The organism is Amycolatopsis heterodermiae (genome assembly GCF_034929455.1).
Taxonomy (GTDB): domain Bacteria; phylum Actinomycetota; class Actinomycetes; order Mycobacteriales; family Pseudonocardiaceae; genus Amycolatopsis; species Amycolatopsis heterodermiae.
The window spans coordinates 37802-59583 of sequence record NZ_JAYFSI010000021.1 but is presented as its reverse complement, the minus strand read 5'-3'; the positions used below and the strand labels follow the sequence as shown (position 1 = coordinate 59583).

The 21782-nt window shown below is 74.6% G+C and carries 1 protein-coding gene; it reads left to right on the top strand.

Annotated elements, in window-relative coordinates; genetic code table 11:
- The first annotated feature begins 4 nt into the window (after window positions 1-4).
- Complete coding sequence (locus tag VA596_RS47620) at window positions 5-21739, top strand: SDR family NAD(P)-dependent oxidoreductase (protein ID WP_323337138.1); 21735 nt, start codon at window positions 5-7, stop codon at window positions 21737-21739.
- Window positions 21740-21782 lie beyond the last annotated feature (43 nt).

The window sequence follows — 21782 nt, the reverse complement described above, 5'->3', positions numbered from 1 at the left end:
CACCGTGGGTGAGAACGACAAGCTTCGCGACTACCTGACGCGAGTCACCGGTGAGCTGCAGCGCACGCGCGGCCGCCTCGCCTCGCTGGAAGAACGCGCGGCGGAGCCGATCGCGATCGTCGGGATGGGCTGCCGGTTCCCCGGCGGCGTCCGCTCCCCGGAACAGTTCTGGGCGATGCTGACCGCCGGGGACCACGGCATCACCGGGTTCCCCGGCGACCGCGGCTGGGACGTCGGCGCGCTCGTCGACCCGGACCCGGACCACCTCGGCACCAGCTACGTCGACCGCGGCGGGTTCGTCGACGGCGCCGGCGAGTTCGACCCCGAGTTCTTCGGCATCTCGCCGCGCGAAGCCGTCTCGATGGACCCGCAGCAGCGCCTCCTGCTGGAGACGACGTGGGAGGCCCTGGAGCGCAGCGGGATCAATCCCGCGTCGCTGGGCGGCAGCCGCGCGGGGGTGTACGTCGGCACCAACGGCCAGGACTACGGCCGCGACCTGCCCAAGGGCGTCGAAGGCGTCGAGGGGTACCTCGGCACCGGCATCTCCGGCAGTGTCCTTTCCGGACGGATCTCCTACGTCCTCGGCCTGGAAGGCCCTTCGGTCACCGTCGACACGGCGTGCTCGGCGTCGCTGGTCACGCTGCACCTCGCCGTCCGCGCGCTGCGAGCCGGCGAGTGCGACCTCGCGTTGTCCGGTGGGGCCACGGTGATGGCGAGCCCGGACGCGTTCATCGAGTTCTCCCGCCAGCGCGGCCTCGCCCGCGACGGCCTGGTGAAAGCGTTTGCGGCCTCCTCGGACGGCACCGCGTGGGGCGAGGGCGCCGGCATGCTCGTGCTGGAACGGCTTTCCGACGCTCAGCGCCACGGCCACCCGGTCCTCGCGGTCGTCCGCGGCACCGCGGTCAACCAGGACGGCGCGTCCAACGGCCTCACCGCGCCCAACGGCCCGTCCCAGCAACGCGTGATCCGCCAGGCGCTGGCCGACGCGCGACTGTCCACGAAGGACGTCGACGTCGTCGAGGCGCACGGCACCGGCACGACCCTCGGCGACCCGATCGAGGTCCAGGCCCTGCAGGCCACCTACGGCCGCGACCGCGGCGAACGCGGCCCGCTGCTGCTCGGGTCGGTCAAGTCGAACATCGGCCACACCCAGGCCGCCGCCGGTGTCGCCGGGATCGTCAAGATGGTCCTGGCCCTGCAGCACGGCGTCCTGCCCGCCAGCCTGCACATCGACGCGCCGAGCCCCCAGGTCGACTGGTCGCCCGGCACCGTCGAGCTGCTGACCGCCGCCCGCGCCTGGGACGGTGAGAACCGCCGCGCCGGTGTCTCGTCGTTCGGCATCAGCGGCACCAACGCCCACGTCCTGCTGGAGCAGGCGCCCGCCGTCGACAAGTCCACAGTGGACGTACCCGACGTCCCGGTGGTGCCGTGGGTCCTTTCCGGACACACCGAGGCGGCCCTGCGCGCCCAGGCCCGCGCGCTGCTGGACGTCGACGGCGACCCGGCCGGCATCGGCTGGTCCCTGGCCGCCACCCGCGCGACGTTCGGCCACCGCGCCGTCGTCACCGGGACGGACCTCACGCAGCTGCGGGCCGGGCTGACCGCGATCGCGGACGGCGCCACCACCGGCGAAGCGACCGGCGGGCAGCTCGCCGTCGCCTTCACCGGCCAGGGGTCCCAGCGGCTCGGCATGGGCCGTGAGCTGTACGACGCGTACCCGGCGTTCGCCGCGGCCTTCGACGAGGTCTGCGCGCTGCTGCCCGGCGTCCGCGACGTCGTCTTCGGCGACGACGCTGCCGCGCTGAACGACACCGGGAACGCGCAACCCGCGCTGTTCGCCCTGGAGGTCGCGCTTTACCGGCTCGTCGAGTCGTGGGGTGTGGTCCCGGACTTCCTGATCGGCCACTCCGTCGGCGAGCTGGCCGCGGCGCACGTCGCCGGCGTCTGGTCCCTCGAGGACGCCGCCGAGCTGGTCGCCGCACGGGGACGCTTGATGAGCGCGCTGCCGCGGGGCGGCGCGATGTGCGCGATCGAGGCGACCGAAGACGAGGTCCGCGCGGCCCTGGTGCCGGGCGCGGACGTCGCCGCGGTCAACGGCCCGCGCGCGATCGTCGTCTCCGGCACCGAGGACGCCGTGGGCCAGGTGCAGGCGGTCTTCAACGACCGCCGCACCAAGCAGCTCACCGTGTCGCACGCGTTCCACTCCGCACTGATGGACGGCATGCTCGACGAGTTCGCCGCGGTCGCCCGGCGGATCACCTACCGGACGCCGAAGATCGCGCTCGTCTCGAACGTCACCGGCCGCATCGCCGCCACCGCCGAGATCACCGACCCCGGCTACTGGGTCCGGCACGTCCGCGAGGCCGTCCGGTACGCCGACGGCGTCCGCGCGCTCGCCGACGCCGGGGTCACCCGTTTCCTCGAACTGGGCCCGGACGGCGTTCTTTCGGCCGCGGGCCAGGACAGCGCCGACGGCCTGTTCGTCCCCGCGCTGCGCCGCGACCGCCCCGAGGTCGATACGCTGATCGCCGCGCTGGCCGCGGTGTACGTGCACGGCGGGACCGTCGGCTGGGCCGCGATGCTCGACGGCGCGGCGCCGGTCGCCCTGCCCACCTACCCGTTCCAGCGCGAGCACTACTGGCTGCCCGCGACGCACGCCGCGGGGGACGCGGCCGGGCTCGGCCTCGGCTCCCTCGACCACCCGCTGCTCGGCGCGGCCGTGTCGGTCGCCGACGCGGGCGGGTTCCTGTTCACCGGCAGCCTTTCCCTGCGCACGCACCCGTGGCTGGCCGAGCACGCGGTGCACGGCCAGGTCGTCGTCCCCGGCACGGCGCTGGTCGAGCTGGCCGTACGCGCGGCCGACGAGACCGGCCTGGCAGTGCTCGAAGAGCTGACGCTGCAGACGCCGCTGGTGCTCCCCGAAAGCGGCGCGGTGCAGGTGCAGCTCTGGGCCGGGACGCCGGAGGAGTCCGGCCACCGCCCGCTGACCGTCCACTCGCGACCGCACGGCGCGGGCGACTGGACCCTGCACGCCACCGGCGCCCTCGCCCCTGCCGCGTCCACATCGGACTGGGATCTGGCCGCGTGGCCGCCGCCGGGCGCGGAGGCCGTTTCCCTCGACGGCCGGTACGCCGAGCTGGCCGCGAACGGCCTCGAGTACGGCGAGACCTTCCAGGGGCTCCGCGCGCTGTGGCGCGACGGCGAGCACACCTACGCCGAGGTCTCCCTGCCCGAGCACGCCCGTGACCAGGCCGGCCGCTTCGGCCTGCACCCCGCGCTGCTCGACGCGGCCCTGCACGCCCTCGCCGATGGCGACGGCCCGGCACGGCTGCCCTTCGCCTGGAGCGACGTCGTCCTGCACGCCTCCGGCGCGGCCGAGCTGCGCGTCCGGCTCACCCCGTCCGGCACCGACGCCGTGACGCTGCGGGTGGCCGACGGGACCGGTGCGCCGGTCGCGACCGTCGGCTCCCTGGTCGTCCGCCCGGTCTCGGCCGCGCAGCTGCGTCCCACCGCTTCTCGCGACGGCCTCTACGAGCTGGCCTGGCAGCCGATTGCCGCCACCGGCGAGGCCCCACGCTGGGCCCGCTGGCCGGAGGTCGCCGACGTCGTCGTCCACCGCGCGGAGGGCGACGACGTCCACGCCGTCGTCGGCGAGACCTTGGACGTACTCAAGACGTTCCTCGCCGAAGACCGCTTCGCCGAGGCGAAACTGCTCGTCCACACCGGACGGTCCGATGTGGACCCGGTTGCCGCCGCTGTGTGGGGTCTGGTCCGCAGCGCCCAGTCCGAGCACCCGGACCGGTTCCTCCTGGCCGACGCCGACGAGCTGACCGACGCCGTCCTGGCCGCGGGCGAGCCGCAGGTCGCCGTCCGCGACGGCGAGCTGCGCGTGCCGCGGCTGGTGACCCCCGAGCGGCTCCTGCCGCCGGCCGGGAACTGGCGGCTCGGGCTGTCCGGCAAGGGCACCTTCGACCACCTCACCCTGGAACCGGTCGCCGAAGAACCCCTGGGGCTGCAGGGGGTGCGTGTCACCGTCCGCGCCGCCGGGCTCAACTTCCGCGACGTCCTCAACGCCCTCGGCATGTACCCCGGCGAGGCCGGGCTGCTGGGCAGCGAGTTCGCCGGGACCGTCCTCGAGGTCGGTGACGGCGTCACAGACCTGCGCCCCGGCGACGAGGTCATGGGCCTCGTCTCCGGCGGCGCGGGCCCGGTCGCGGTCGCCGAGCGGCCGATGATCACCCGCAAGCCCGCGGACTGGACGTTCGAGCAGGCCGCGTCGACCCCGCTGGTGTTCCTGACCGCGTACTACGCGTTGGTCGACCTGGCCGGGCTGGAGCAGGGCGAGTCGATCCTCATCCACGCCGCCGCCGGTGGGGTCGGCATGGCCGCCACGCAGCTCGCGCGCCACCTGGGCGCCGAGGTCTACGGCACCGCGAGCGAAGGCAAGCAGCACGTCCTGCGCGACGCCGGGCTCGACGACGCCCACATCGCGTCGTCCCGCACCCTCGACTTCGAGCAGCGGTTCGGCGGCATCAACGTCGTCCTGAACGCCCTTGCCGGCGACTTCATCGACGCGTCGATCCGCACGATGGCTCCCGGCGGCCGGTTCCTGGAGATGGGCAAGACCGACATCCGCGAGCCGGACGACGTCCACTACCAGGCGTTCGACCTGATCGACGCGGGCCCGGAGCGCACCGCGCAGATGTGGGACGCGCTCACCGAGCTGTTCGCCACGGGCGCGCTCACCCCGCTGCCGGTCCGCACCTGGGACGTCCGCGAAGCGCGTGAGGCGTTCCGATTCCTGAGCCAGGCCAAGCACATCGGCAAGGTCGCTCTCACTCTGCCGCGCACCCTGGACCCGGAGAAGCCGGTCCTCATCACCGGCGGGACCGGTGGTCTCGGCGCGCTGATCGCCCGGCACCTCGTGGCCCAGCACGGCGTCCGCAAGCTGATCCTCACCAGCCGTCGTGGCCTGGACGCCCCGGGTGCGCGGGAGCTGGCCGCCGAGCTGAACGCCGAAGTGGTCGCCTGCGACGTCGCCGACCGGGAGGCCGTCCAAGCGCTCCTCGAAGGCGTCGACCTCACCGGGGTCGTGCATGCCGCCGGTGTTCTCGACGACGGCACCATCGACGCTCTCACCCAAGAGCGGCTGGACCACGTCTTCGGGCCCAAGGCCGACGCGGCCCGCCACCTGCACGAACTCGCCGGGGACGTCGACCTGTTCGTCACGTTCTCCTCGGCCGCCGGGGTCCTCGGCGCACCTGGTCAGGGCAACTACGCCGCCGCCAACGGCTATCTCGACGGCCTCGCCGCCCACCGCCGCTCGCTCGGTCTGGCCGGGCAGTCGCTCGCCTGGGGCCCGTGGGCCGCGGGCATGGCCGAGACCCTGGGGGAGGCCCACCTCGCGCGGCTGCGCGCCGGCGGCACGCCCGCCCTCGCCGTCGAGGACGGCCTCGCGCTCTTCGACGCCGCCCTCGCCGCCGGGGCGCCCCTCGCCATCCCGGTGCAGTTGGACCTGCCGAAGCTGGCCGCGTCCGGCCCACTCCCGCCGCTGCTCGGCGCGCTGGTCAAACCCGGACGTCGCACCGCGAAATCCGGGCAGGACTCGTCGCTGGCCCGGCGCCTGGCCGCGCTGACCGAGGCCGACCAGGACCGCGAACTCCTCGACCTCGTCCGCACCCAGGTCGCGCTCGTGCTCGGGCACGTCACGGCGGCCACCGTCGAGCCCGGCCGCGGCTTCATGGACCTCGGCTTCGACTCGCTCACCGCCGTCGAGCTGCGCAACCGCCTCGGCGCCGCGACCGGCCTGCGGCTACCGTCCACGGTCATCTTCGACCACCCGACGCCCGTGGCCCTCGCTGGTTACGTGCGCTCGGAGCTGCTCGGCGACCTCACCGCCGGGCCGCGGGCCCAGGCCCGCGTCACCGACGACGCCGAGCCGATCGCCATCGTCGCCACCAGCTGCCGCTTCCCCGGCGGCGTGAACACGCCGGAAGACCTGTGGCGGCTGGTGGCCGAAGGCCGCGAAGGCCTCACGGAGTTCCCGGCCGACCGCGGCTGGGACCTGGCCGCGCTGTTCGACCAGACCCCGGGCAAGCAGGGGGTCTCGCACACCCGCACCGGCGGTTTCCTGCCGTCCGCGGGCGACTTCGACCCGGAGTTCTTCGGCATCTCGCCCCGCGAAGCGCTCGCCATGGACCCGCAGCAGCGCCTCCTGCTGGAGATCGCCTGGGAGGCTTTCGAACGCGCCGGCATCCCGCCGGGCACCCTGCGCGGCAGCGACACCGGCGTCTTCACCGGCGCGATCTACCACGAGTACGCGTCCCGGCTGACGAAGATCCCCGAGGAGGTCGAGGGGTTCCTCGGCACCGGGACGTCCGGCGCGATGATGTCCGGCCGCGTCTCCTACACCTTCGGCTTCGAAGGCCCGGCCGTGTCGGTGGACACGGCGTGCTCGTCCTCGCTCGTCGCGATGCACCTGGCGAGCCAGGCCCTGCGGTCGGGGGAGTGCACCCTCGCCCTGGCCGGCGGCGTCACCGTGATGGCCAACCCCGACCCGTTCGTCGACTTCAGCAAGCAGAACGCGATGGCGCTCGACGGCCGCTGCAAGGCGTTCGCCGACGGCGCCGACGGTGTCAGCTGGGGTGAGGGCGCCGGGTTCGTCCTGCTCGAGAAGCTGTCCGACGCCCGCCGCAACGGACACCCGGTTCTGGCGCTGCTCAAGGGATCCGCGGTCAACCAGGACGGCGCGTCCAGCGGTCTCACCGCGCCGAACGGGCCGTCGCAGCAGCGGGTCATCCGCCAGGCGCTCGCCAACGCCGGACTGTCCACATCGGACGTCGACGTCGTCGAGGCGCACGGCACCGGTACCCGCCTCGGCGACCCGATCGAGGCCCAGGCCCTGCTGGCCACCTACGGCCAGGACCGCGACGAGCCGCTGCTGCTCGGCTCGGTCAAGTCGAACTTCGGGCACACGCAGGCCGCGGCCGGCGTCGCCGGTGTGATCAAGATGGTCGAGGCGATGCACCACGGGGTTGTCCCCGCGACCCTGCACGTCGACGCGCCGTCGGCCCAGGTCGACTGGGAAGCCGGGGCGATCCGCGTCGCCGGCGAGTCCGCGAGCTGGCCGGAGACCGGCCGCCCGCGCCGCGCCGGCGTCTCGTCGTTCGGCTTCAGCGGGACCAACGCGCACGTCGTGCTGGAGCACGTTCCGTCCGAAGAGGACACTCCGGAGCCCGGTGCCCGGCCCGCGGTGCTGCCGTGGGTGCTGTCCGGCCGGTCCGAGGAGGCCCTGCGGGCCCAGGCCGCACAGCTGGCCGAGCTGACGGCCGACCCCCTCGACGTGGCCTGGTCCCTCGCCACCGCCCGCACCGCGCACGAGCGGCGCGCGGTCGTCGTCGGGGCCGACCCGGCGGTGCTGCGGGCCGGGCTGGCCGCGTTCGCCGACACCGGCCGGGCGGCCAACGTCGTCACCGGCCGCGCCGTCACCGGGCGGCTCGCGATGCTGTTCACCGGCCAGGGCTCCCAGCGCCTGGACATGGGCCGCGGGCTCTACGACGCGTTCCCGGCGTTCGCGGCCGCGTATGACGAGGTCAGCGCGTTGCTGCCCGCCGTCCGCGACGTCACCGACGCGGACGTCCTCAACCGCACCGGCACCGCCCAGCCCGCGATCTTCGCCCTGGAAGTGGCGTTGTTCCGGCTCTACGAGTCGTGGGGCGTGCGGCCGGACTTCCTCGCCGGGCACTCGATCGGCGAGATCGCCGCGGCGCACGTCGCCGGGGTGTTCTCCCTGGCCGATGCGGCCAAGCTCGTCGAGGCGCGCGGACGTCTCATGGAGGCCCTGCCCGCGGGCGGCGCGATGGTCGCGATCCAGGCGTCCGAGGACGAGGTGCGCGAGTACCTGTCCGGCGAGGTTTCGCTGGCCGCGGTCAACGGGCCGAACGCCGTCGTCCTGTCCGGTGTGGACAGTGCACTGCGGACGGTCGCCGCGCGGTTCGCCCAGGACGGCCGCCGCACCAAGCACCTCGTGGTGTCGCACGCCTTCCACTCGGCGCTGATGGAGCCGATGCTCGCCGAGTTCGCCGAAGTCGCGCGGAGCCTGACGTATAACGAACTACACATCCCGATCGTGTCGACCGTCGCGGCCGGCGCCGACCTCACCGACCCGGAGTACTGGGTCACCCACGTCCGCGAGCCGGTCCGGTTCGCCGACGCCGTCGAGCGGCTGGCCGCCGAGGGCGTCACGGCGTTCCTCGAACTCGGCCCCGACGCGGTGCTGTCCGCGATGGGCGCCGACTCCGCCGCCGACGCGGTGTTTGTCCCGGCGTTGCGCAAGGACCAGGACGAGGCCCGCGCCGCGGTGTCGGCCCTGGGCGCGGTGCACGCGGCCGGCGGGCCGGTCGACTGGGACCGCTACTTCGACGGCAGCGGTGCTCGTACCGCCGTTCTGCCGACGTACCCGTTCCAGCGCCGCCGCTTCTGGCTGCTGGCCCCGCCGGGGGCCGGGGACGCCACCGCGCTAGGACTCGGCGCGCTGGACCACCCGCTGCTCGGCGCGGCCGTCGCGCTGCCCGAGCGCGGCGGGCTGGTGCTCACCGGACGGCTCTCGCTGGACGAGCAGCCGTGGCTGGCCGGGCACCGCGTGCGCGACGCCGTGCTGCTGCCCGGGACCGCGTTCGCCGAGCTGGCGGTGCGGGCCGGGGACGAGGTCGGCTGCGGCACCGTCGAAGAGCTGACCCTGCAGGCACCCCTGGTGCTCACGAAGACTCCGGTCCAGCTGCGAGTGTCCCTTTCGGACGATGCCGCCCGCCGGACGCTCACCATCCACTCCCGGGAGCAGGACGCCGACTGGACCCTGCACGCCACCGGCTCCCTCACCGCCGAAGCGGCACTTTCACGTGAAAGTGCCGCCTCGGAGTGGCCGCCGGCGGGGGCCGAACCGGCGTCCCTCGACGGCTTCTATGCCACCCTTGCCGAGGCTGGCCTCGCCTACGGTGACCCGTTCCGGGGGCTGACCAAGGCTTGGCGACGCGGTGACGACGTCTTCGCCGAGGTCGCCCTGCCCGAGGGCACCGACGTCCGCGGGTTCGGGCTGCACCCGGCGTTGCTCGACGCCGTCCTGCACGCCGTCGGCCTGACCGGCGGCCCGGCGCGGCTGCCGTTCTCGTGGGCCGGCCTGCGCCTGCACGCCACCGGCGCGAGCACCCTGCGCGCCCGGCTCACCCCGGCCGGCACCGACGCCGTCGCGCTGCACGTCACCGACGGCACCGGCGCGCCCGTGCTCTCCGTGGACTCGCTGAGTCTGCGCCCGGTCGGTGACGGCCCGCTGCCGAGCGCCACCTCCGACGCCGTGTTCGGCCTCGACTGGATCCCGGTCGCCACGCCGTCGCAGGGCGAAGACGTCACCGTCTACGAAGTCCTCGAGGACACCCCGGTCGACGTGGTGCTCGGCATGCTGCAGGCCGTCAAAGACCGCCTGGTCGTCCAGCTCACCGGCGACACCCCGGCCCACACCGCCGTCGCCGGACTGGTCCGCAGCGCCCAGGCCGAGTACCCGGACCGGTTCGTCCTGGTGCACGGCACCGGCGACGTCACCGCCGCGGCCGCCACCGGTGAGCCCGAGGTGAAGCTGACCGAGGACGGCCTGCGCGTCCCGCGGCTGGTCCGCACCCGCGCCACCGCGGACCCGGACTGGACCCTCGACGGGACCGTCCTGGTCACCGGCGGCACCGGCGGGCTCGGTGCCCACGTGGCCCGGCGGCTCGTCGAGCGCCACGGCGTCCGGCACCTCCTGCTGGCCGGGCGAAGGGGCGCCGACGCTCCGGGTGCGGAGGCCCTGCGCGAGGAGCTGACCGCGCTGGGCGCCGAGGTGACGTTCGCCGCGTGCGACGTTGCCGACCGCGCCCAGGTGGAGGCCCTGCTGGCCGGGCAGCACCTGACCGGCGTGGTCCACGCCGCGGGGGTGCTCGACGACGGCGTCCTCACCTCCATGACTCCCGAGCGGCTCGCCGCCGTCGCGGGCCCGAAGGCCGACGCCGCCCGTCACCTGCACGAACTCACCAGTGACCTCGAGCTGTTCGTCACGTTCTCCTCGATCGCCGGCGCCCTCGGCGCGCCCGGCCAGGCGAACTACGCCGCGGCCAACGGTTACCTCGACGGCCTCGCCGCGCACCGCCGCGCCCGGGGCCTGCCCGGGACGTCGATCGCCTACGGCCTCTGGGAAACCGGCATGGGCGAAGGCCGCGACGGCGCGGCCCTGGCCATCGAAACCGGACTGGACCTGTTCGACGTCCTGGCCTTCGGCGACGACCCGCGTCCGGTCGCGGCCAAGCTGGACCTGGCCGCGCTGCGCGCCGAGACCGAGGTCCCGCACGTGCTACGGAGCCTGGTCCGGCCGCGGCGGCGCCGGGCGGCGGAGGAGGCGGAAGCGGCCGGGCTGCGCCAGCGGCTGGCCGGGCTGCCCGCCGCCGAGCGCGTGCGGCTGCTCACCGAGCTGGTCCGCACCGAGGCCGCGCACGTCCTCAGCCACACCAGCCCCGACGCCGTCGAGGCCGACCGCGCCTTCGGCGACCTCGGCTTCGACTCGCTGACCGCGGTCGAGTTCCGCAACCGCCTCGGCACGGCCACCGGCCTGCGCCTGCCCGCGACCCTCACCTTCGACCAGCCGACGCCCCTCGCCCTGGCCGAGTTCTTGCTCGCCGAGCTGCTCGACGAGCCGGACGCCGCGACCCCGGTGTTCACGCCGGCGCGCGCCGACGGCGACCCGATCGTCATCGTCGGCATGGCCTGCCGCTACCCGGGCGGCGTCACGTCGCCGGAGGAGCTGTGGGACCTCGTCGCCGCGGGCCGCGACGGCGTGACGCGCTTCCCCGAGGACCGCGGCTGGGACGTCGACGGCATCTACGACCCCGATCCCGACCGCGCGGGCAAGACCTACACCCGTGAAGGCGGTTTCCTGCACGACGCAGGGGACTTCGACCCGGAGTTCTTCGGCATCTCGCCGCGCGAAGCCCTGGCGATGGACCCGCAGCAGCGCCTGCTGCTCGAGGTCGCCTGGGAGTCGCTGGAGCGCGCCGGCACCGACCCGGCGTCGCTCAAGGGCAGCCCGACCGGCGTGTTCGCCGGCGTGATGTACCACGATTACGGCACCCGCCTCGGCAGCGACGTCCCCGACGACGTCGAGGGTTTCCTCGGCACCGGCACCTCCGGCAGCGTGCTGTCCGGCCGCGTCGCCTACACCCTCGGCCTCGAAGGCCCGGCCGTCTCGGTCGACACGGCGTGCTCGTCTTCGCTGGTCGCGCTGCACTGGGCGATGCAGGCCCTGCGCTCGGGAGAGTGCTCCCTCGCGCTGGCCGGCGGCGTCACCGTGATGGCGACCCCCGAGACGTTCATCGGCTTCTCCCGCCAGCGCGGCCTCGCCGCCGACGGCCGGTGCAAGTCCTTCTCCGCCGGCGCCGACGGCACCGGCTGGGCCGAAGGCGCCGGAATGCTCGTCCTGGAACGGCTTTCCGACGCGCGCCGCAACGGCCACCCGGTGCTCGCGGTGGTCCGCGGGTCCGCCGTCAACTCCGACGGCGCGTCCAACGGCCTCACCGCGCCGAACGGCCCGTCGCAGCAACGTGTCATCCGGCAGGCGCTCGCCGCGGCCGGCGTCGAATCGTCCACTGTGGACGCCGTCGAGGCGCACGGCACCGGTACCACCCTGGGTGACCCGATCGAGGCGCAGGCGCTGCTGGCCACCTACGGCCGTGAACGTGACGGCGAGCCGCTGTACCTCGGCTCGGTGAAGTCCAACTTCGGCCACACGCAGGCCGCCGCGGGCGTCGCCGGGATCATCAAGATGGTCCAGGCCATGCGGCACGGCGTCCTGCCACCGTCGCTGCACCTGGGCGAGGCGAGCCCGCACGTCGACTGGGAAGCCGGGGACGTCGAGCTGCTGGCCGAGGGCCGCGGCTGGCCGGAGACCGGACGCCCGCGGCGGTCCGCCGTGTCGTCGTTCGGGATCAGCGGCACCAACGCGCACGTCATCCTGGAGCAGGCCCCGGCGGCGACGCCGGTGCCGCGCGAGGTCGTGGCCCCGGCGCTCGTGCCGTGGGTGCTGTCCGGCCGCTCCGACGAAACCCTGCGCACCCAGGCCAGGCAACTGCTCGGCCGCGACGGTGAACCGGTCGACGTCGGTCTCGCGCTCGCCACCACCCGCACCGCGCACGACCGCCGGGCCGTGGTGCTCGGCGCGACCGACGCCGACCTCCGCGAGGGCCTGGAAACTTTGGCTTCGGGGGTGCCGGGCGGATCGGTGGTCACCGGGCGCGTCCTGCCCGGGCGGACGGCGTTCCTGTTTACCGGCCAGGGTTCGCAGCGGCTCGGCATGGGGGAGGGGCTCTACGCCGCGTTCCCGGCGTTCGCCGCCGCGTACGACGAGGTCCGCGCCCACCTGCCCGGGCTGCTGGAGGTCACCGACGCCGACGCGCTCAACCGCACCGGCGCCGCGCAGCCCGCGATCTTCGCCCTGGAGGTCGCGCTCTACCGGCTCGCCGAGTCGTGGGGTGTGGTGCCCGACTTCGTCGCCGGGCATTCGATCGGCGAGATCGCGGCCGCGCACGTGGCCGGGGTGGTGTCCCTGGCCGACGCGGCCAAGCTCGTCGAGGCCCGCGGGCGTCTCATGGAGGCGCTGCCCGAGGGTGGCGCGATGGTCGCGGTCCAGGCGAGCGAGGACGAGGTCCGCGAGCACCTGACGCCGAAGGTGTCGCTGGCCGCGGTCAACGGCCCGGACTCGATCGTACTGTCGGGGGCGCTGTCGCCGACCTTGAAGCTGGCCAAGAAGTTCGAGAAGCTCGGCCGCCGCACCAAGCGCCTCGACGTCTCGCACGCGTTCCACTCGGCCCTGATGGAGCCGATGCTCGACGAGTTCGCCGCCGTGGTGCGGGAACTCGACTTCGCCGAGCCCGTCATCCCGTTCGTGTCCACTGTGGATGGCGAACGGACGAGTCGGGTGGCCGAGCCGGAGTACTGGGTCGAGCACGTCCGCTCGACCGTCCGGTTCGCCGCCGGACTGGCGTGGCTGCGCGAGGCCGGTGTCACCAAGTTCCTCGAGGCCGGCCCGGCCGCGGTCCTGACCCCGCTCGCCGACGACGGCCCGGAGACTTTCGCGGCCGCGTTCCTGCGCGCCGACCGCGACGAGGCCGAGAACGTCCTCACCACGCTCGCCGCCGCTTTCACCCGTGGTGTCCCGGTCGACTGGGCCGCCGTGTTCCGCCCGACCGGCGCCCGGGTCGTCGACGTCCCGACCTCGGTGTTCGACCGCCGCCGCTTCTGGCTCGCGGCCGGCTCCGGCGCAGGTGACGTCGGCGCCGCCGGGCTTCAGCCCGCCGGCCACCCGCTGCTGGGGGCCGCCGTGCCGTTCGCCGACGGCGACGGCTGGGTCCTCACCGGCCGCCTCTCGGCGGCCACGCACCCGTGGCTGGCCGGGCACGCCGCGTTCGGCGAAATCCTCGTCCCCGGCACGGGCTTGCTGGAACTCGCGGTCCGCGCCGGTGACGAAGCCGGCTGCGCGACCGTGGAGGAACTGACCCTGGCCGCACCGATGGTCCTGCCGCCGCACGGCGCCCTCGACGTCCAGGTGCTCGTCGGCGCGGCCGGTACGGGTGGACGACGTCCGGTCTCGGTGCACTCACGCGCCCCGCAGGGAGAGTGGACCGAGCACGCGACCGGCACCCTGACCCCGTCACTTTCCCGTGAAAGTGACGGCCTGGGGGAGTGGCCGCCGGCCGCCGAGCCGGTCGCTCTGGATGGGCTTTACGCCGATATGGCCGCGGCGGGGCTCGAGTACGGGCCGCCGTTCCGCGGGCTCACCACCGCCTGGCGCGACGGCGACACCGTGTACGCGGAGGTCGAGCTGCCCGAGGGCACCGACGTCGACGGCTTCGGCCTGCACCCCGCGCTCCTGGACGCCGCGCTGCATACGCTCGGCCTGACCCCGGGGGAGGGCACCCGCCTGCCGTTCCTGTTCGGCGACGTCACCCTGCACGCCACCGGCGCCACCGCGCTCCGGGTGCGCGTGACCCCGGCCGGACCCGGCAGCGTGTCCGTGCTGGCCACCGACACGACCGGTGCGCCGGTCGCCACCCTCGGCACGGTCACCGTCCGGACCGCGGAGGCCCGGCGGCCGCGCGGCACGGACTCGCTCTACGAGCTGACCTGGACCGAGGTGCCCGCCAACGGTGAGTCCACTGAGGACGTCTCCGTGTTCCGCGCCCCGGACGGCGAGCCGCGCGAAGCCCTGGCCGCGACGCTGGCCGCGGTCCAGGAGTTCCTCGCCGACGACCAGGCCACGCGGATGGTCATCCAGACCGGCGACACCCCGGCCGGTGCTGCGGTCCGTGGTCTGGCCCGCACCGCCGCCTCCGAGCACCCGGGCCGGTTCACCTTGGTGGACGGCGAGAGCGTCACCACTGAACCCGAGGTCCGGGTCCGCGACGGCGCCACCGAGGTCCCCCGGCTCACCCGGGCGGCCACCGGCGAGCCCGCGGTCTGGGGCGAGGGCACCGTCCTGATCACCGGCGGCACCGGTGGTGTGGGCGCCGCGATCGCCCGGCACCTCGCCCCGAACGTCACGAAGCTGGTCCTCACCAGCCGTCGCGGGCTCGACGCGCCCGGCGCGGCCGGGCTGGCCGAGGAACTCGGCGCCGACGTCGTGGCCTGCGACGTCACCGACCGCGAGGCCCTGGCCGCGCTGCTCGACGGGATCGGCGACCTCACCGGGATCGTGCACGCCGCCGGTGTGCTCGACGACGGTGTCCTGACCGAGCTGACGCCGGAGCGCTTCGACACCGTGCTGCGGCCCAAGGCCGAGGCGGCGTACGCGCTCCACGAGCTGACGGCCGACCGGCCGCTGAGCCAGTTCGTCCTGATCTCCTCGGTCTCCGGCATCCTCGGCGGCCCGGGCCAGGCCAGCTACGCGGCGGCCAACGCCCTGCTCGACGACCTCGCCCAGCGACGTCACGCCCAAGGCCTGCCCGGCAAGTCCCTGGCCTACGGCCTATGGGCCAACGGCATGGGCGGTCAGTCCGATGTGGACCGGCTCGCCCGCGCCGGGTTCGGCGCGCTCACCGACGAAGAGGGCCTGGCCCTGTTCGACGCGGCCCTCGCGGCCGAGACGCCGGTCCCGGTGCCCGTCAAGCTCGACCTGGCCACTCTCCGCACGCTGGCCCGCACGACCGAGCCCGCCCCGGCCCTGCGCGGGCTGGTACGCGTCCCGAAGCGGCGCGGCGCCGCCAACGCCGCGGCCGCCGCCGGGCTCACCGCGACGCTCGCCAAGCTGAGCCCCGCCGATCAGCTCTCCCACCTGGTCGACCTCGTGCGGGGCCAGGTCGCCGACGTCCTCGGGCACGGCACGGCGACGTCGGTCGAGGCGAACCGCGCCTTCACCGAACTCGGCTTCGACTCGCTCACCGCCGTCGAACTGCGCAACCGCCTCGGCGAGGCGACCGGCCTGCGGCTGCCCGCGACGCTGGTGTTCGACCACCCGACCCCGATGGCGCTGGCGACCCAAGTCCAGTCCGAACTGGTCGGCAGTACGTCCACTGTGGACGTGCAGCCGATCCGCGTGGCGGAGCCGGACGAGCCCTTGGCCATCGTCGCGATGAGCTGCCGGTTCCCCGGCGGGGTCAGCTCGCCGGAGGACCTGTGGCGGCTGGTCGCCGACGGGACCGACGCGATCACGCCGTTCCCCGCCGACCGCGGCTGGGACCTGGAGCGCCTCTACCACCCGGACCCCGACCACACCGGCACCAGCTACTCCCGCGAAGGCGGCTTCCTGCACGACGCCGCCGACTTCGACGCCGAGTTCTTCGGGATCTCGCCGCGGGAGGCGGTCACCGTCGACCCGCAGCAGCGGCTGCTGCTGGAGACCGCGCACGAGGCGTTCGAGCGCGCCGGCATCGACCCGGCGCGGCTGCGCGGCAGTGCCACCGGTGTGTTCGCCGGCGTGATGTACGACGACTACGCGTCCCGCCTGGCCGCCACCCCGGACGGCCTGGAGGGCCTGCTCGGCACCGGCAGCGCGAGCAGTGTGCTGTCCGGCCGGGTCGCCTACACCTTCGGGCTGGAAGGCCCGGCGGTGTCGGTCGACACGGCGTGCTCGTCGTCGCTGGTCGCCCTGCACTGGGCGGCGCAGGCCCTCCGCTCGGGAGAATGCGAACTGGCGCTGGTCGGCGGCGCGACCGTCATGTCGAGCCCCAACCCGTTCATCGAGTTCTCCCGTCAGCGTGGCCTGGCCGCCGACGGCCGCTGCAAGCCGTTCGCGGCCGCGGCCGACGGCACCGCCTGGGCCGAGGGCGCGGGTTTCCTGCTCCTGGAAAGGCTTTCCGACGCCCGCCGCAACGGCCGCCGCATCCTGGCCGTGGTTCGCGGCAGCGCGGTCAACCAGGACGGCGCGTCCAACGGCATGACCGCGCCGAACGGGCCGTCGCAGCAGCGGGTGATCCGCCGTGCCCTGGCCGCCGCCGGCGTCGAGTCGTCCACTGTGGACGCCGTCGAAGCGCACGGCACCGGCACCGCGCTGGGTGACCCGATCGAAGCTCAGGCCCTGCTGGCCACCTACGGCCAGGAGCGCGACGAGCCGCTGTGGCTCGGCTCGGTCAAGTCCAACATCGGGCACACCCAGGCCGCGGCCGGGCTCGCCGGGATCATCAAGATGGTCGAGGCGATGCGCCACGGCGTGCTGCCCGCGACCCTGCACGTCGACGAGCCGTCCCCGCACGTCGACTGGTCCGAAGGCGCGGTCCGGCTGCTCACCGAGTCGCGGCCCTGGCCGGCGGACGGCCGCCCGCGGCGTGCGGCGGTGTCGGCGTTCGGCATCAGCGGCACCAACGCGCACGTCATCCTGGAACAGGCCCCGGACGCCCCCGCGCCGGACCGGACGCCGACGGCCCCCGCGCTCCTGCCGTGGGTGCTGACCGGCCGCACGGACGACGCGCTGCGCGCCCAGGCCGAGCGGCTGCTCGGCACGGTCGGCTTCGCGGACCCGGTGGACATCGGGTTCTCCCTGGCCACCACGCGTTCGGCGTTCGAACGTCGGGCCGTGGTCAGCGGTGACGTCCGCGCCGGGCTCGCCGCTCTCGCCGGTGGCCGGGTCACCCCGGAGGTCGTCACCGGCCGGGCGACCGAGGGCAAGCTTGCAGTGCTGTTCACCGGCCAGGGCTCCCAGCGGCTCGGCATGGGCCGCGGGCTGTACGAGGCGTTCCCGGTGTTCGCGGCGGTCTACGACGAGGTCTGCGCGCTGTTGCCCGCCGTCCGCGACGTCACCGACGCGGACGTCCTCAATCGCACCGAGACCGCCCAGCCCGCGATCTTCGCGCTCGAAGTCGCGCTGTTCCGGCTCGTGGCGTCGTGGGGCATCCGGCCGGACTTCCTGGCCGGGCACTCGATCGGCGAGATCGCCGCGGCGCACGTGGCCGGGGTGTTCTCGCTGGCGGACGCGGCCAAGCTCGTCGAGGCGCGGGGCCGGTTGATGCAGGCACTGCCCGAGGGCGGCGCGATGGTCGCGGTCCAGGCGACCGAGGACGAGGTCCGTGAGCACCTGACCGACGAGGTCGGCCTGGCCGCGGTCAACGGACCGAACGCCGTCGTACTGTCCGGTGTGGACGGTCCGGTGCACGCCGTGGCCGCGCTCTTCGCCGAACGCGCACGCCGCACGAAAGCCCTGGTCGTGTCGCACGCGTTCCACTCGATGCTGATGGAACCGATGCTGGCGGAGTTCGCTGCGGTCGCCGAGAGCCTGACCTACGCCGAGCCGCGGATCCCGATCGTCTCCACCGTGACCGGCGACGCCGACTTCACGGACCCGGCGTACTGGGTGCGGCACGTGCGGGAGCCGGTCCGGTTCGCCGACGGCGTCCGCGCGCTCACCACGGCCGGGGTCACCCGGTTCGCCGAGCTGGGCCCGGACGGCGTGCTCTCGGCCATGGGCGCCGACAGCGCCCCCGACGCGATTTTCGTGCCGGTTCTGCGCAAGGACCGCGACGAGCGCCAGACCGCCGCGGCGGCGTTCGGCAAGCTCGTCGCCACCGGGACCGACGTCGACTGGACGGCGTTCTTCGCGGGCACGGACGCCCGCGCGGTGCCGTTGCCGACCTACGCCTTCCAACGTGAGCGGTTCTGGCTCGACCCGCCCGCCACCAGCGGTGACGCCGCCGGGCTGGGCCTGGCCGCGGCCGGGCACCCGCTGCTCGGCGCGACCGTGCCGACCGCGGGCGAGGACGGCCTGGTCGGCTACGGCCGGCTCTCCCGCGCGGCCCAGCCGTGGCTGGCCGACCACGCGGTGCTCGGCACCGTCCTGGTCCCCGGCGCGGCGCTCGTCGAACTCGCCGTCCGGGCCGGCGACGAGCTGGGCTGCGCCCGCGTCACCGAGCTGACCCTCGCCGCGCCGATGGTGCTGCCGGAGACCGGCGGCCTCGCCGTCCAGGTCGTGGTCGGCGCCGCGGACGACGACGGCCGCCGCCCGGTGTCCGTCCACTCCCGCCTCGCCGACGCCCCCTGGACCGAGCACGCGACCGGCCTCCTGGAAGCGTCACTTTCACGTGAAAGTGCCGCTTCGGGGGAGTGGCCGCCCGCCGGGGCCGAGGCCCTGGATGTCACGGAGCTGTACCCGGGGCTGGCCGAGGCCGGTCTGCAGTACGGGCCGGTGTTCCGAGGTCTGACCGCCGCGTGGCGGGTCGGCGACGACGTCTGCGCCGACCTCGAACTGCCCGCCGCCGCCCACGGCGACGCCGGGAAGTTCGGCCTGCACCCGGCCCTGCTCGACGCCGCGCTGCACGCGATCGGCCTGCTCCCGACCGGCGATACCACCAAGACCCGGCTGCCGTTCCTCTGGCGGGACGTCGTCCTGCACGCGGCCGGCGCCACCGCCGCCCGGGTGCGGGTCGCCACCACCGGCACCGACTCGGTGCGCCTCGAACTCACCGACGGCGCCGGAGCGCCGGTCCTGACCGTGGGATCGTTGCTGCTGCGCGAAGTCACCGACCTGGGCCCGGCGGATCAGTCCACTTCGGACGATCTGTTCCGGCTCGGCTGGAGCCCGGTCACCACCGAGTCCGGCCCGGTTCCGGCGCTGGAGATTCTGCCCGCGGTACCGGAGAGTGGCGACACCCCGGCGGCCACGCACGCCCTGCTGCGGAGCACGCTGGCGAAGCTGCAGGAGTGGCTGGCGAACGACGCGGAGACGCTGGTCGTCCGCACCGAGAACGCCGTGGCCGTGTCCACTTCGGACACCGTGAACCCGGCCGCCGCCGCGGTCTGGGGCCTGGTCCGCAGCGCCCAGTCCGAGCACCCGGGACGCCTGGTCCTGCTCGACGCGGCCGAAGCCGACGTCGAGACCGCGCTCGCCGTACTGGGTGACGAAACCCAGCTGGCCGTGCGCGACGGGGTCGTCCACGCCGCGCGGCTGCTGACCGCGGCGTCGTCGCCGGACCTCGTGCCGCCGTGGCACGAACCGGCCTGGCGCCTCGACAGCGTCGTCAAGGGCACCCTCGAGCGGCTCTCGTTCGAGCCGTTCCCCGAGGCTGTGGAACCGCTGCTTCCGCGGGAGGTCCGGATCGCCACCCGCGCGGCCGGGACCAACTTCCGCGACGTGCTCAACGTGCTCGGCATGTACCCGGGTGACGCCGGCCGCATCGGTTACGAGGGCGCCGGCGTCGTCACCGAGGTCGGGTCCGAAGTGGACGATCTCGCCGTCGGCGACCGGGTGATGGGCCTGGTCCACGGCGGCTTCGGCCCGATCACCTTCGCCGACCGGGACCTGCTGGCGAAGATGCCCGACGACTGGACGTTCGAGCAGGCCGCGTCCGTGCCGCTGGTGTACCTGACGGCCTACTACGCGCTGGCCGACCTCGGTGCCCTGCAGAAGGGCGAGTCGGTGCTCATCCACGCCGCGGCCGGCGGCGTCGGCATGGCGGCCACGCAGCTGGCCCGCCACCTCGGCGCCGAGGTGTTCGGCACCGCGAGCGAGGGCAAATGGGACGTCCTGCGCGCGGCCGGGCTGCCCGACGACCACATCGCGTCGTCCCGGACCCTCGCGTTCGAGGACAAGTTCCGCGAGACCACCGGCGGGCGCGGTGTCGACGTCGTGCTCAACGCCCTGACCGGCGAGTTCATCGACGCCTCGATGCGCCTGTTACCGCGCGGTGGGCGGTTCGTGGAAATGGGGAAGACCGACGTCCGCCCGGACGGCGCCGGCGCGGGGCACCATCCGGAGGTCACTTACCGGGCGTTCGACGTGATCGAAGCGGGCAACCGCCGGATCGCGCAGATGTGGGAGGAGCTGATGGTCTTGTTCGCCGAAGGCACGCTCACCCCGCTGCCCGTCCGCACCTGGGACCTGCGCCGCGCCCCCGAGGCGCTGCGCTTCCTCAGCCAGGCCAAGCACGTCGGCAAGGTCGTCCTGACCGTGCCGCGGCGGCCGTCGACCGGCACGGTGCTCGTCACCGGCGGCACCGGCGGCCTGGGTGCCGTGCTGGCCCGCCACCTGGTCACGCAGCACGACGTCCGGGACCTGGTGCTCACCAGCCGCCGCGGCCCGGACGCCCCGGGCGCGGCCGAGCTGGCGGCGGACCTGACCGGGCTGGGCGCGACCGTGCGGATCGAGGCGTGCGACGCCGCGGACCGCGACGCGCTCGCCGAAGTACTGGACCGCACCCCGGGTCTGACCGGTGTGGTGCACGCGGCCGGTGTCCTCGACGACGGCCTGCTCACCGCGCTCACCCCCGAGCGGCTCGAGAAGGTGCTGCGGCCCAAGGTGGACGCGGCGTGGAACCTCCACGAGCTCACCCGCGACCGCGACCTGGGCATGTTCGTGCTGTTCTCCTCGGCCGCCGGGGTGCTCGGCGCGCCGGGGCAGGCCAACTACGCCGCGGCGAACACCTTCCTCGACGGCCTGGCGCACCACCGCCGCGGCCTGGGGCTGCCCGCGACGTCACTCGCCTTCGGCTTGTGGGCCGACGGCATGGGCGACGCAGCGGACGCCGACCGGATGGGCCGCGACGGCGTCGGCAGCTTCGACCAGGCCGAGGGCCTGGCCCTGTTCGACCTGGCCACCACCCTGGCCGAGCCGGTCTCCGTGCCGGTCAAGCTGGACGTGGCCGGCCTGCGCTCGGCGACCGGGCCGGTGCCGCCGCTGCTGCGCGGCCTGGTCCGCGGCTCGGTGCGCCGGGCCGCCCCGGTCGATGCGGCGGCGCAGGCGGACGGGCTCAAGCGCCGGCTCGCCGGGCTGTCGCAGGCCGACGCCGAACTGGTGCTGCTCGGGGTGGTGCGCGGCCAGGCCGCGGCGGCCCTCGGGCACACCGGCCCGGACGCGATCGAGCCGGCCAAGGCGTTCACCGAGCTGGGCTTCGACTCGCTGACCGCGGTCGAGCTGCGCAACGGGCTCGACGCGGCCACCGGCCTGCGCCTGCCCGCGACGCTGATCTTCGACTACCCGACCCCCGACGACCTGGCCAAGTACCTGCAGTCCGAAGTGGTGCCCGCCGCCGACCAGGCGGAAACCGGCCTGGCGTCCGGGATCGACCGGCTCGCCGCCGAGCTGTCCACAGTGGACGTCTCGGCCGCTGACCCCGCCGAGGTCGAGACGAAGCTGCGGAACCTGGTCGCCCTGTGGCAGGACCGGGTCCGGCCGTCCGACGGCGAAGCGGACCTGGAAGTGGACACCATCGACGACATGTTCGCCCTGCTGGACAACGAACTCTGACCCCGGCCCGGCGCCGCGACACCGCCGCCGCTAGGAGGACCAC